The following is a 13,340-nucleotide window of genomic DNA, read 5'->3' on the forward strand; positions in this document are numbered from 1 at the left end:
GGCATCAGAACATCCGAATGGCTGCAACCAGAAGGGTCTGCACCAATCTCATCAGGATTAACGCAAAAATAGGGGAAAAATCAAGCCCCATGCCGCCGCCGAGCGGGGATTTATCTACCATATTTCTCACAGGCCCCAGAATCGGCTCTGTCAGCTGATACAGCAAACGCCCAATGCTGCTGTTATAGCCAACGCCGAAGGGCAGCCAGGAAAACAGGATACGCACGAAGATGAGAATTTCCAATACATAGAAAAATACACCAATCGCACTAATCAGCAATGCCTGTATACTATTCAATCCGCAAAACCACCTTTATCTGGCATTTGTCCCATTCATCCAAGGGAGCAGAACGCCTTTTGTTTTTAATTCTTCTTTAAAATCACCGGAAATATCCACATTTTCTGGCGCAATAATAAAAATATTATTGGCTACGCGCTGAATGGAGCCCTCCAGAGAATAGCAGGTGCCGCTCAAAAAGTCCATAATGCGCTGCGCAATGGGGTATTCCACCTTTTCCAGATTGACTACAACAGGACGTTTGGTTTTAATCTGGTCACAGATTTCCTGTGCATCCTCGTAACATTCAGGCTTGATGATAACTACCTGCATCTGTACGCTTGTGTTCACGCTGTAAATCTGGGGATTTGCCGCGTTCTTCGGAGCCGCCTTACGGGGCGCAGGTGCGCTGTATTCCGTCTCTCTTGCGTCACGCAGACCATAATTCTCTCTTACGGGTGCAGGGGCAGGTGCCGCTGTATCGTAATCATCCTCATAGTAATCATCATCGTCTTCATATTCGCCAAACATTAAGTCTTTCATTCTGTCAAAAATCTTCGCCACAATACGTTCCTCCTAAGCTGTTTCTATTGCTCATCCTTTGTTGGGATAATATCTTTCTCCGAAAATACCTGTGCCCACGCGGACAATGGTCGCACCCTCTTCGATGGCAACCTCGTAATCGCCCGTCATCCCCATGGATAAGGTATCCATCTTTATATTATCAATTTTTTTCCCGTTCATGTCAACCAGTAATTCTCTCATTTGACGAAAAACTTCTCTGTTTTCCTCCTGATTTTCAACAAAAGGCGCAACCGTCATCAGCCCACGCACGCGAATATGCTGCATTTTCGCAATCTCTCTGAGCAGCGCTTCGGTATCCTCCGGCTTCACGCCGAATTTGCTTTCCTCCGCTGCCATGTTCACCTCAATCAGAATATCCATCACAATATCCTTCTGTGCCGCGCGCTTTTCAATTTCCTCCGCCAGCTTCAGGCTTTCCACAGAATGAATCATATCCACCTTATCAATGATATATTTCACCTTGTTTGTCTGCAAATGCCCAATTAAGTGCCAGTGGATTCTCTCTCCCTCCGGCGCATATTCCATCATCGGCTCATATTTTTCCATGATTTCCTGCACCTTGTTTTCGCCCAGAGAAAGACACCCTGCCTGCACCGCCTCGCCAATCAGCTCCACAGGCTTTGTCTTGCTGACTGCCAACAGAAGTACGTCCTCCGCCGTTCTGCCGCTTTTTTCTGCGGCTGCCGCAATTTTTGCTCTCACATTCTGAATATTTTCAACTACGCTCATATTTCTGCCTTCTTTCTATCTCTTTATCCATCCGGACGCTTAAAAAACGCTGTCGCCCTCCTTGATATTTTTTGCATCGGAAACAATCGTATCGTATGGCTGCAGCCCCGTTGTGCTGCCTGCCTGCACGATGGCGTATTCCTGATTCTGTTCCACAACATCAATTACAACAAACTTCGCGATGGAGCTGTTTGCCACATAAACCCCTGCGTGCGGCAGCAGCTCGGAAAGCGTTACCTGTGCGGCATCCTCGCCTGTACCCTGCAGCACAACGTCGCCTGTTTTCAGTCCGCTGTCCTCCAATTCAATGTAAACCGCATCCTCATCGCTCGTCACAGCGGTAATGTCGGTAAATTTCGTGCTGCTTCCCTTCACAAGCAAAACACCCGTATTGCCCATGCTTTCCGTCAGACAGCTTCTGGGGATTTTCAGCAGGGATTTTTCCACAATCGCATCATTGGGAATCTTCAGACCCTCTGTCACAGTCCCCTCTAAGCTGAAGGAAATCGTGCGGCTTTCCATGAAGTCCTCCATGTGCTCATAGCTTGAGAAAACAACCTTTGTCTGCTTATCTCCTGCGGTGAGGCTTTCCACATCTGCGCTGATTTTGTAGGTTTCTTCCTCCGTCATCATATTCAGGGTACGGCTTGTTTTGCCTGCCTCCCAGCCTGCTACGGCGTTGTTCGGCAGATATGCAACCACATACCACTTGTTATCCGTAATAATCTTAAAGAGCGGATCGCCCTTGGCAACGCTTTTCGCCTTGGAGATATACTGTGTCTTTGCATCCCCGATCTGCTTTTCCGTTACCTGCTCCGCCTTGTCGGGTGTCAGCTTTTTCTCCATCCCGTCATAGCTCAGACAAAGCACACCTGCCTCCGATGCCGTCAGCGCACTTTGGTTCTGCGCCAGCTGCTGCTCGTACACATTTCTTTCCTCTGTCAGCTGTGAAAGGCTGTCCACATTCTCTGTCAGCCAGATTTCGTTTCTCTGATCCATAAAGGAGGTCACTTGGCTTTTCAGCGTATACATATAGGAAAGGCTCGACCGCATGGAACGCCCTGCATAGGCATCCACCGTCCGGCTCACGTTATCCTCCAAACGGGAAATATCCTCCGAAAAGGCAGATAAATCCGTTCTTGCCTTCTGACTTTTCAGAATATCCTTATCAATCTGGTTCAGCTTGCTTTCCAGCGCATCCGTTGAATCCGTATCCTTTACCGTGCAGACCACTGCGCCCTTCGGCACATAGTCCCCCTGCGAATACTGATAATACGGCTGTCCGTCTCTGGTGCTGTCCACCACATATTCCTCCCGAAGGATCAGCCCCGTATAAACCTCAGGCGTATCAATCGTGCCGTATGCCACCGTTTCCACATCAATATCAGAGCCCTTTATCGCAAGGCTGCCAATCTGCCCCACCAGATACAGCGCAATGATTGCAAATACAAGCAAAGGCATCATCATGTGGCTGCCTCTTCTTCTCTGCCTGTGCTTCTTCCTCTTTGCAGGATGCGGTGTCTGCGCATAGCCCATCTGCGCCTGCTGCCATTCGCGTGCCTGTCTCTCCGCCTGCGCCTGTCGTCTCTGCCGTTCTCTTTGCAGATTGTAGACATTGTCCCTTGTGGGATAACGGTTCACAGGTGCCTCCGGTCTGGGCGGTCTTCTTTTTTTTCTATTCCCTGAGGAACCTTTTTTCATGGGAATCCCCCTGTTCCTTTTCTTCACTCGCCCCATATTGCGGGCATAATACCATAAGTAATTTTGATTATAATACAAAAAAAAGAAAAGGTAAACCTCCCTAATCGAACTCTAAGAAAAATCTTTTCAAAAGACGGCTGGCAAATGCGTTCCTTCTTTGTTATAATGTATAAACAGAAAAACAAATAGGTGGTGATTGCATGAAACCCATTGAAGCATTAAAATCCGCAAGAAATACTTATATCTGCCATCAGGTGAATCGCGTCCGATTGCCCGATTTTGAAGAAAACCGCTTTGTCCGCCGCCATATCACCTTCCACGGACGTGTACAAAAGGTCGGCTTTCGCATCGAGCTGGCGCAGATGGCAGAAAGACTGGAGCTGACCGGCTGGGTAAAAAATGCCGAAAATGGGGAGGTTATCGCAGAGGTGCAGGGCTTTGAAAGCCGCATCCGCTTCCTGCTGAAATTCATGAATTCCCTCAAACGCATCAAAATCAGAAAAATGGAAAATAAACCCCATTCCATACGGGAAGATGAAACAACCTTTAAAATTCTATAAACAATCAAAAAGCTGAGGAAAAATTCTCCAGCTTCAGACTGTAGACAAAGTAATTTTGAGGCAGCGGAAGGGCTTGGGAAACGAACTGTTCATTACTTTGCTACGCAAAGCAGGCTTCGCCTGCCGCCCCTTCTTGGGCGGTAAGTATTTTCCCGAATAGTATCCGCAGTCGGAATTCATTTCCGGCGAGGAAAACAGCGAGTTTCAAGGCTTTTTAGCCGATGGAACTCGTCTGTTTATTCTTCTGTCCAAACAAGTCGAAATCCTGATTTCGACTTATTCTTTACAAAATAATACAAATCAATCCGCCGCTGCCCTCGTTCACAATCTTTTGCAGCGTCTCCTGCAGCTTCATCTGTGCATCCTCCGGCATCCGATAAATTTTATTCTGCATCCCGTCACTGACCATAGAGCTCAGCGTCCGCCCAAAAATGTTCAAATCCCAGATTTTCTCCGGCTCCGATTCGTAATCCGCAATCAGTCGGTCGATAAACTCCCGCGACTGCTCCTCGTTCCCGATGATTGGCGAAACCTCCGTTTCTACGTCTGCCTTGATTAAATGAATGGATTCTCCCTTTGCGCGCAGCTTAATGCCATAGCGGCTTCCCTGCTTAAATACCTCAGGCTTCTCCAGCGTAATTTCCTCAAACACCGGTGTCACCACACCGTAGCCCTTCCGCCGCACATCGTTCAGCGCCGTCGCAATCTTGTCATATTCCTGCTTCGTTTCCGAAAGCATTTTTATCGTAGAAATAAGCGCATAGTCATTTTCAATCGGCCTCTCCACCGTTTCGCTCAGAATCTGATAGAATAACCCATCCGCAAAATTAAGCGCAATCTCCGCCGCGCCCTCTCCCGGCAAAATTCGGTCGGTATATGCCTTTTTCAGAAAATCCGTTTCCCCAAGCGCCCCGATTGCCTGCTCCACATCCGCAAGCTTCTCCACCTGCGCCATCACGCCCTTCAGCGCATCCGTCAAGCCCTGCTTCAGCCAATGTCCCTGCTCCAGCGTTTCCACCCATCCGGGGAAAAAGAAGCGCAGCTCGCGCAATGGGAACTGATACAGCATCCGCTCCAAAATCCTCCGAATGTCCTCCGCCTTCAGCTGCGCCGCATTGACCGCCAACACAGGCACGCCGTATTTTTTCTCCAGCTCGCTCCGCAGGCTCTCTGTGCTGTCGCTGTAGGGTGCGGCGGTGTTCAGCAGAATCAGAAACGGCTTGCCCAATTCCTGCAACTCCGCAACCACCCGTTCCTCTGCCTCCTCATAATTTTCCCGCGGCAGTTCGGTCACGCTCCCGTCCGTTGTCACCACCATCCCTATGGTGGAATGGTCGGTAATGACCTTTTTCGTCCCCAGCTCCGCCGCTTCGCGAAAGGGCATCGCATTCTCCGCCCATGGCGTATGTACCATTCTGGGGCTGTCCCCGTCCATGTCGCCCTCTGCCCCCGGCACCAGATATCCCACGCAGTCAATCATCCGCACGCGCACATCCGCATTGTCCCCCAAGGAAATTTCCACCGCTTCATTCGGCACAAATTTCGGCTCTGTCGTCATGATTGTCCTTCCGCTTGCCGATTGCGGCAGTTCGTCCTTCGCCCGCTCCCTCGTGTAGGTGTTTGCAATGTGCGGCAGCACCAGCAAATCCATAAACCGCTTGATAAAGGTCGATTTCCCTGTTCGCACAGGTCCCACCACACCGATATAAATGTCTCCGCCTGTCCGCTCCGCAATGTCCTGATAAATATTGAATGTTTCCATGCCTTTTCCTCCGTTTCTTTCGCAACTGTATCCATACAATGCAATTTATGGAAAATCAAACAGGAATATGCCAATTCTTTTGCAGACAGCGAAAAACCCCTGCTTTCGCAGGGGTTCCAGACTGTAGACAAAGTAGTTTTGAGGCAGCGGAAGGGCTTGGAAAACAAATCCGTTTCCCAAATGGAATCCGCAGTCGGAATTCATTTCCGACGAGGAAAACAGCGAGTTTCGAGGCTTTTAAGCTGATGGAACTCGTCTGTTTATTCTTCTGTCTTAGCAAGTCGAAATCCTGATTTCGACTTAGGGTGTCGACAAAGTCGACACCCTAAAACCCCTGCCTTCGCAGGGGTTCAAAAATTCTTTATTCGTCATAGGTTGGCGTAATGTCAATAAATTTACTGATTTTTTTGATATTCTCCTCGTCCATATAGGAATCGAAATAAATCGGCAGCTCCATTCCGCCATAATTTGCCTTCATATAATAAATCATATTCTGCCACAGCAGCATCTGACAGGCATCGCTATCATAGGAAATCATCTTTTTCGCCAGTGCATTGTCTCCGTCGCACATCTTCTTGATGGAATCCGCATAATAGCTGCCGTCCTCCGCCTGTGTCCAGTCCGTCAGAATCCATTTGCCATTCCGCTTTTCAAAATCCAGTCTGCTCGGCACCACAGAACCGCCCCGCTCAAAGAGCGCATAGCCCTTCTTCGTACGGCTCATGGTGTAGCTGGAATCGAAAATCACCGCAAACACCTGCATCCTATTTCCGTTTTCCTTTATTCCCTCAATCAGCGGTGCATAAATCGTTGTGGTATATCCGGCGTTGCTGTATTTGTTAAATCTGTCACTCAACGCCGTATAAACCGCACGCAGGCGTTCATCCTTTCCTGCCGCCACAACGCTGTATTGATCCGCGCCGCCCATGGAATATTTCTTCGCCAAATCCTCCGTATAAAGCGTTGTATCCGTATCGCCATAGGTAAAGAACGCACAATACGTCGAATCCGTTGCAGTATAATTCCGATACCATTCCGTCGGTGTCGGCAGAACATCCTTATCTCTGTGCTCGCCCAGAATATCCTGACATGCACTCGTCTTGATGTAGCCCTCTAAGTCATCCCTGATACTTCCCTCCGCAAATTCGGAAAGAAACGCTCTGAGCGCAGGCTCTCCCAGCTTGACCAGCTCATCATACTGTGTGCATTTCAGGTAATCCGCAGGATTGGAGGAGGTCAGCTTCTGCGCCGCAATCTCACTTGCCAGACTGTCCGCCAGAATCATCTGATAGGATAGGCTTTGATCTTCCTTCGTTTCTTCGAGAAAATCTCCGGAGGCCATCTCCTGCATCCGTTCCTGTGCCGCCGCAGCATCCATCTGAGACAGTGCAAGAATCTGTTCGGGTGTCGAAATCCCTTCATAGAAATACCGGTTGATTGTCAGCACAAAATTACGGAAGGTTCCCTCGTCGCTCGCAAAATCACGCAAATCCTGCTCCCCGAAGTATTTCTTCGCCTGCTCTCTGTCAAAGCTAAAGGAGGTTACCACCTGTCCGTCCGCCGCATCCGCATGGTGCAGAGAAAGATTATAATCTCCCGCATTCTCCACCAGTACAAGGAAAATCATCCCCTGAATCTGCATCCAGCGGTCATCCGTATAGCTTTCCCCGCCAACGGTATACGCGGTTTCCTCGTTGCTTTGCCATTGCAGATGCCTTCTCACGCCGTAAGGCTCCTTGTCTGTATAAAGTTCAATTCCCTCGCTGTCATTCGTCACCCCTTCGGGCAGTGGCAGTAACCCCAGAATTTTTCCAACGCCGATATGGTCGCCGATATATTGCAGCTTCGCGCCATAAAGCTCATGCACTGTTTCCTCTGTGTAGTCTCCGTAAACCGTACCAGAAAGTGTCTTTTCCGTCGTTTCGCTTTCCGCACAGCCGACAAACGCCGTACCGCCGCAGACCACCAACGCTGCCGCAAGGAATAAAGCAATGCCGCGCTTTTTCTGCGTCATATCGAAAATATTTTCAAACCGCATCTTCAATTCCTCCTTTCCGCCCGAAAAAGCCGTACTCATCTGCATATTTTTGCTTTTCGCCTCGCGCACTGTCCGCAGGATTGCCATGCTGTATGCCTCGCGCTCCGCCATGCCGCAGTCCGCCATCACCACAAGGTCGCAGGAAAGCTCCATATCCTTTTCCGCAAGGCGTGCCATCCAATGCACAAAGGGATTGAAAAAATGCAATGCCCTTGCCAACAGCAAAATCCCCTTAAACCAAAGGTCTTTTCTCTTGCAGTGCGTCAGCTCATGCTTCAGAATCAGCCGCATTTCCGCAGGCTCTCTCTCCTCGGAATTCAGATACACCGCCGTTCTGAAAAGCCCGACACAAAGCGGACTGGGCAATGCCTCACAGAAATAAATCGCAGGTCGTTTTTGCAGTCCCATTTCTCTGCAAAGACCGTAATAGGTATCCAGAACAGACGCATCCAAAATGTTTCTCCTGCTCCGCTTCAACATTCTCCGGAAATCATAATATTTCCATCCCTGCCAAGCCAAAAACCCAAGCACGCCGCCAAGCCACAGCACATAAGGATATGCAAGAAGGAAATCAAAGGCATCCCTCTTTTCCGCGCTTTCCTCCTGTGTCTGCTCCGCAGGGGCAATCGGCGTTGCCGGCTCTGTCGGCTCTGCCGTATCCCTCTGCACAAAATAATCCGGTGTTCTCTGCGCCAGTACCTCTCGTGTGCTGCTCTGCACCGAAGGCACCTGTACCTGCATTATCTCCATTCGCCCCGGCAGGCTCAGCTGTATCGGCACGCAAAGCCGTATCGCCACCACAAGCCACACCAGATACCGCCATCTTGCCCCATAGCGTTTCCCCAGAAGATTTGAGCAAATTGCCAGAATCAGAATCACAGGAACGGCAAACAGGCTCATTTCCCAGATTGTCTGAAAAATTTTCTCCATTTTTATGCACCTCCCGTTTTCGAGCGAATGAATGCCGCCAGTTCATCTAAATCCTCCTCGGTAATGGAATGGCTGTCATATAGGCTTGCCACCAGCTTCGTCACAGAATGGTTATTCACCTTTTCCAGAAATGCCTTATTTTCCACCGCCAGATACTCCTTCTCCGCCACCAGCGGGGTATAAAATCGGTTCTTCCCTTCCTTATAGCTTTCCAGAAAGCCACGGTCAATCAAACGGTTCAGCAAGGTCTGCAAGGCAGAAACATTCCAGGGGCGTTGTTCCTCCAGACTCGCCTTTATTTCTGAGGTAGAAAGCGTTGCTCCGTTTTCCCAAATCACCTTCATAATTTCAAGCTCCGTATCCGGCAATCGCATCAGCTCCGCCATGTGTCTCCCTCCAATCTCCTACAAATGTATGATTTGCTTTTTCTATATCATACAACTGTAGGAGTTCTTTGTCAAGCCTTTTCCTATACCCCCTATCCGTTTTTCTGATGGAAACTTCCCTTGACAAAATCTGCTTCTGTGTTATCCTAAATGGTATGGATAAGCTTTTATCAATGATATTTTATGAAAAAATATGAGAAACAGCAGAAAAGAGGTGCTTGCATGAGCAAAACATATATTCCGGAAGGCTATCATTCCGAACTAACCTTATATGAAACACAGAATGCCATCGGCGTGATCCACCACGCTTTTGAAGAACATCTGGGACAGACACTGAATCTGAAACGTGTTTCCGCCCCTCTGTTCGTTGACCCCCATACAGGTCTGAACGATAATCTCAGCGGCGTAGAACGCCCCGTAAGCTTTGAAATTCCCGCAACAGGCACAACCGCAGAGGTTGTTCATTCTCTGGCAAAGTGGAAACGCATGGCACTGTATCGTTATGATTTCCGCCCCGGCAAGGGTCTGTATACCAATATGAACGCCATCCGCAGAGATGAAACCCTGGATAACCTGCACTCTATTTATGTAGACCAGTGGGATTGGGAAAGAGTTATCACTCCCGAAAAGAGAAATGTCGAAGAGCTGAAATTCACTGTGCAGGGCATCGTTCTTGCAATCTGTGATACACTCGAAGTCGTAAAGAAAAAATACCCCCGTATCACAACCGAGCTGTGCCGCGAGGTAACCTTTATCACCTCTCAGGAGCTGGAAGATAAATACCCCGACCTGACCCCCAAGGAAAGAGAAAATGCCATTGTCAAGGAGCATAAAACCGTATTCATCATGCAGATTGGCGATAAGCTGCGTTCCGGCGAGCCCCATGACAGCCGTTCTCCGGATTATGATGACTGGCAGTTAAACGGCGACCTGCTGTTCTATAACGCTGTTCTGGATAACGCTCTGGAAATTTCCTCCATGGGTATCCGTGTTGATGCAGCCGCTCTGGATGAACAGCTGAGAAAGGCAGGCTGTGATAACCGCAGAAACCTGCCCTACCATAGAATGCTTCTGGAAGGCAAGCTGCCCTGCACCATCGGCGGCGGTATCGGTCAATCCAGACTGTGCATGCTGCTTCTTGGCAAGGCGCATATCGGCGAGGTGCAGTCCTCCATCTGGGATCAGGAAACCATTGATACCTGTAAGGCAGCAGGTGTTGCACTGCTGTAAATTTAAGTCGAAATCTATAAACGACCGCGAAATCGCGGTCGTTTTTTATACCTGTTTTTTTCCAATCTTCCTCTGATTTTAATTTACATCCAAAAATTTTTGTGCTATCATAAAACCAATTTTGAAGGAGCCTCACATACGAAAGAGAAAGAGGGATTTTTATGGAAGTACGAAATTTAATCACATTTCTGAAAATCATTGAAACAGGCAGTTTTTCCAAGGCAGCGGAGCAGCTGACCTATTCCCAGTCCACAGTTACCGTACAGATTCAGCAGCTGGAGGAAGAAATCGGCGTGCAGCTGTTCGACCGCATCGGCAAAAAAATCTACGTCACGGAAAAAGGGCATGAGCTGGAAGCCTATGCACAGCAGATTATCGCTCTGACCCAGCAGGCGGCTGCCATCGGCGGCGAGGAGCAGGAGCTGCAGGGAACACTGCGCCTTGCCTGTCTCGATTCCCCCTTTACCGCTGTCCTCCCCGATATCCTGCGGGAATATCACTGCGCGCACCCCAAGGTAGATATCATCGTAAAAACAGCCGATAATGTTTTTTTCGCGGAGCGCATGCTTTCCCAGAATGAGGTCGATCTTGCCTTCGTTGTCCATGATCAGCGAAGGACAAAAAATTTCATCAAAACCATCCTGAAAGAAGCGCATTATGTCTTTGTGGCTGCCCCCACTCGCCCTCTGACGAAAAAGCCCGTAGTCACTCTGGCGGAAATCGCGGAAAATGATGTGATTATCACAAATCAGCAGTTCTATTTCTCCGATATGTCCAATGAGTACACCAAAAACACCCTCGCCTACCTCATCAAGCCGCGGTTTGATCTCTGGAATCCCATCGCCGCCATGGAGCTGGCAAAGCTGGATTGCGGCATTGCCCTGCTCGCCTCTTATCTCGTTGAGGATGCCGTTAAAAAAGGTGAGTTGTGTACCCTTAATGTGCCGGAACTGGATTTCACCGTATGGCTGCAGGTGCTCCGTCATGAGCAGAAAGCAGTCACCCCACAGATGTCCGCCTTTTATAAGCTCCTGCGGGAATACTACAAAAAGTGAAATTATCTGGGTTGAAAGTAAGCCCCCTTATTACTTTTTTTAATAGAAATCTTTAAATCTATCAATTTCACATTTCTTTTTGGATGTGTTACAATGACCTTGTACCCTAAAAGAGAAAACTTCCATCATATACAAATCTCACCATACGGCTCATGATGAGATTTCCTTCCTTCTTCCTCCGGGTACTTTCACATGCTTGCAGTCGTAATCTTCCTTGCGGCTGCTTTTTTTATGCTCTTTTCGCAAGATACTCCCGATTCTGCCGCACCGATGCATCCTCCGGTCGGAATACCCCTGCCATTTCATTATACATCTTCGCCATCTCCCATTCCCCCAGCCTGCCATAGCAGACACAAAGCCGAATACAGGGCAGAAATCCATAGCATTCCTCCTGCACAAACGCCCCCTGCTCCGTGCGTCTTTCTGCATGCAGCGCATTTTCATACCAGAAAATTGCCTGCTCCCACCGCCCTTTTTCATAAAAATATTCCCCGATTTCACAGCAATGCTCCCCTGTCGGCGGCGCAAATTGCAAACCCTCCAAAAGCAACGAAATTCCTTCCTCCTCTTTTCCCGCCGCCTGCAAACAATGCGCCAGCATCTGCACCGCCTCTGCTTTATTTTCCGCCCCTCCCTCCGGATTTTCCAGAAACGCACGAAGCACCTCTGCCGCCTGCTCCTGTTTTTCATGTGCAAATAATTCCCGTCCGTAATAAAACCATTCCCGCGCGCTCAGCTTCTCCCCCTCCGCAAGCATTTTTTTATAAATCCGCAGACTGCAGTCAGAATATTTCTGCTTTTCCTTCCGCCGCATAAAATGAATTTCCTCATACCGCACGCTTCCGAAGGGCGGAATCCTCTCATTTGCACGCCCCTGCCACCGCGCCTGCGGACAACGGCGCACCAGTCGCTCTCTGTAGCAGGAAAATTTCGTCCGTCCGCCCTCGTCAACGCCCCTATCAAAAAGCATCATTACCATATCACAGGGATTTTCCCGCAAATCCGCCTTCAAAGCAAGCAGCTTTTCCTTCTCCCCTGATGGCAGAATATCCTCCGCATCCATCCACAGCAGATACTCTCCCGTCCCCTTGGAAAACGCAAAATTCCTTGCCGCCGCAAAATCATCCATCCAAGGAAAATCATAAATTTTATCCGTAAATTGCCGTGCAATCTCCTTTGTTCTGTCCGTAGAACCCATATCCACAATGACGATTTCCTCTACCGCATCCGCTATGCCTTCCAAGCACCGCGCCAGTGCTTTTTCCTCCTGCCACACAATCATGCAAAGACTCATTCTCATCCTGCCACGCTCCTTTCCCTTCTGCCAGCTTATGCAAAAAAGAAAAGAGCGTGCAAATCCGCATACAAAAAAGGCACCCCAAATTTTAGGATGCCTTTTTTCTTATTCTCCGAAGGCTGCTGCCTCCTGCTTTCTTTTTGTTTCGATTGCTTTTTTCGCAACCATATCCTTTACCTTCATCAGCCGCGTTGTGTTTGCACGTTCGTTTTCTTCCAATTTCATTGTGATATATTTAATTGTTTCCTGATAATTTGGAATCATAACATTTTCCAGTGCATTTACACGGCGGCGGGTACGTTCAATTTCCTGTGCCAGAAGCTGTGCCGTTTTTTCGCTTTCCGCCAGACGGAGCAAAGGCTCCATCGCATCGGAGAAGGAAAGCATCGCACTATCCAGCTCACCCGAGGTAAACGCCATGCCGTAAGGGAAAATATTCCCGTCACCGCCGCCCTCCTTCTGGAAGTCAAACACAGGTACGTTTACACTCATAATATTTTTTTTCGTAACCTTTACGGATACAGACTGCTGGGGAATCATCAGCGCTTCCCCTAAGCTCGCCTCACTGAGAACTGCTCTGGCAATGATGAAGTTTTTATAAGCATTTTCCAGTGCAGTCTCTGCTTCCTCTCTCAAACGCTTATTTTCCCGCACAATTTCCATGAACTGCTTCATCAGCTCATCCAGCTTATCCTTCAGCAGCTTATGCCCTCTGGTTGCAGTTTTCAGCTGTCCCTTCAGACGGGTCATTTCCATACGGGTGGGGTTGACATTCAATCTAGCCACACTT

12 protein-coding genes are annotated in these 13,340 nt (G+C 48.9%); 3 read left to right on the forward strand and 9 right to left on the reverse strand.

Annotated features, from left to right (window positions below; all coding sequences use genetic code 11):
* Window positions 1-4 precede the first annotated feature (4 nt).
* The 4 genes from GPK49_RS10195 to GPK49_RS10210 are packed head-to-tail and all read right to left on the reverse strand — an operon-like array spanning window position 5 to window position 3,292.
* Window positions 5-298, reverse strand: coding sequence for a YggT family protein (locus GPK49_RS10195; RefSeq protein WP_016407683.1), 294 nt, complete (start codon window positions 296-298; stop codon window positions 5-7).
* A 15-nt stretch (window positions 299-313) separates the two neighbouring features.
* On the reverse strand, window positions 314-841 hold the full coding sequence (locus GPK49_RS10200; RefSeq protein ID WP_016407682.1) for a cell division protein SepF: 528 nt from the start codon (window positions 839-841) through the stop codon (window positions 314-316).
* A 30-nt stretch (window positions 842-871) separates the two neighbouring features.
* Complete coding sequence (locus GPK49_RS10205; RefSeq protein WP_016407681.1) at window positions 872-1,591, reverse strand: YggS family pyridoxal phosphate-dependent enzyme; 720 nt, start codon at window positions 1,589-1,591, stop codon at window positions 872-874.
* A gap of 39 nt (window positions 1,592-1,630) precedes the next feature.
* The gene (locus GPK49_RS10210) at window positions 1,631-3,292 is read right to left on the reverse strand and encodes an HlyD family efflux transporter periplasmic adaptor subunit (protein ID WP_016407680.1); all 1,662 of its coding nucleotides are present in this window, start codon (window positions 3,290-3,292) and stop codon (window positions 1,631-1,633) included.
* 200 nt (window positions 3,293-3,492) lie between these two features.
* On the opposite strand from GPK49_RS10210, the gene GPK49_RS10215 reads away from it, so the two are divergent.
* A complete protein-coding gene (locus GPK49_RS10215; RefSeq protein WP_016407679.1) occupies window positions 3,493-3,852 on the forward strand; it encodes an acylphosphatase in 360 nt (119 codons plus the stop codon).
* Window positions 3,853-4,135: 283 nt separating this feature from the next.
* On the opposite strand, the gene spoIVA is transcribed toward GPK49_RS10215, so the two are convergent.
* The 3 genes from spoIVA to GPK49_RS10230 all read right to left on the reverse strand — a co-directional run bounded on the left by spoIVA (window position 4,136) and on the right by GPK49_RS10230 (window position 8,968).
* Window positions 4,136-5,614, reverse strand: coding sequence for a stage IV sporulation protein A (gene spoIVA, locus GPK49_RS10220; RefSeq protein WP_215677694.1), 1,479 nt, complete (start codon window positions 5,612-5,614; stop codon window positions 4,136-4,138).
* 361 nt (window positions 5,615-5,975) lie between these two features.
* Entirely contained in the window at window positions 5,976-8,582 is a 2,607-nt protein-coding gene (locus GPK49_RS10225; RefSeq protein WP_215677696.1) for a M56 family metallopeptidase, read from the reverse strand.
* A 2-nt stretch (window positions 8,583-8,584) separates the two neighbouring features.
* A complete protein-coding gene (locus tag GPK49_RS10230) occupies window positions 8,585-8,968 on the reverse strand; it encodes a BlaI/MecI/CopY family transcriptional regulator (RefSeq protein WP_016407676.1) in 384 nt (127 codons plus the stop codon).
* A gap of 222 nt (window positions 8,969-9,190) precedes the next feature.
* Here GPK49_RS10230 and asnA point away from each other — a divergent pair, with 222 nt between their 5' ends.
* Both asnA and GPK49_RS10240 read left to right on the forward strand, forming a co-directional pair.
* Entirely contained in the window at window positions 9,191-10,198 is a 1,008-nt protein-coding gene (asnA, locus tag GPK49_RS10235) for an aspartate--ammonia ligase (RefSeq protein ID WP_215677698.1), read from the forward strand.
* A 161-nt stretch (window positions 10,199-10,359) separates the two neighbouring features.
* Window positions 10,360-11,253: a LysR family transcriptional regulator gene (locus tag GPK49_RS10240; RefSeq protein ID WP_016407673.1), complete on the forward strand. Its 894-nt coding sequence runs from the start codon at window positions 10,360-10,362 to the stop codon at window positions 11,251-11,253.
* A gap of 229 nt (window positions 11,254-11,482) precedes the next feature.
* Here the strand turns inward: GPK49_RS10240 and GPK49_RS10245 are convergent, their stop codons facing one another.
* Both GPK49_RS10245 and GPK49_RS10250 read right to left on the reverse strand, forming a co-directional pair.
* The gene (locus tag GPK49_RS10245; RefSeq protein ID WP_215677700.1) at window positions 11,483-12,553 is read right to left on the reverse strand and encodes a glycosyltransferase family 2 protein; all 1,071 of its coding nucleotides are present in this window, start codon (window positions 12,551-12,553) and stop codon (window positions 11,483-11,485) included.
* Between the two features lie 102 nt (window positions 12,554-12,655).
* Window positions 12,656-13,336, reverse strand: a complete 681-nt coding sequence (locus GPK49_RS10250; protein WP_016407671.1) for a V-type ATP synthase subunit D — start codon at window positions 13,334-13,336, stop codon at window positions 12,656-12,658.
* Window positions 13,337-13,340: the final 4 nt, after the last annotated feature.

This window comes from Clostridium sp. MCC345, assembly GCF_018785345.1.
Classification (GTDB): domain Bacteria; phylum Bacillota; class Clostridia; order Lachnospirales; family Anaerotignaceae; genus Anaerotignum_A; species Anaerotignum_A faecicola.

Bases quoted from the DNA above. Each gene is read 5' to 3' on its own strand.
- GPK49_RS10210 (WP_016407680.1), bottom strand. From the start codon at position 3,292: ATGAAAAAAGGTTCCTCAGGGAATAGAAAAAAAAGAAGACCGCCCAGA.
- GPK49_RS10240 (WP_016407673.1), top strand. From the start codon at position 10,360: ATGGAAGTACGAAATTTAATCACATTTCTGAAAATCATTGAAACAGGC.
- GPK49_RS10230 (WP_016407676.1), bottom strand. From the start codon at position 8,968: ATGGCGGAGCTGATGCGATTGCCGGATACGGAGCTTGAAATTATGAAG.
- GPK49_RS10245 (WP_215677700.1), bottom strand. From the start codon at position 12,553: ATGAGAATGAGTCTTTGCATGATTGTGTGGCAGGAGGAAAAAGCACTG.
- GPK49_RS10225 (WP_215677696.1), bottom strand. From the start codon at position 8,582: ATGGAGAAAATTTTTCAGACAATCTGGGAAATGAGCCTGTTTGCCGTT.
- GPK49_RS10215 (WP_016407679.1), top strand. From the start codon at position 3,493: ATGAAACCCATTGAAGCATTAAAATCCGCAAGAAATACTTATATCTGC.
- asnA (WP_215677698.1), top strand. From the start codon at position 9,191: ATGAGCAAAACATATATTCCGGAAGGCTATCATTCCGAACTAACCTTA.
- spoIVA (WP_215677694.1), bottom strand. From the start codon at position 5,614: ATGGAAACATTCAATATTTATCAGGACATTGCGGAGCGGACAGGCGGA.
- GPK49_RS10205 (WP_016407681.1), bottom strand. From the start codon at position 1,591: ATGAGCGTAGTTGAAAATATTCAGAATGTGAGAGCAAAAATTGCGGCA.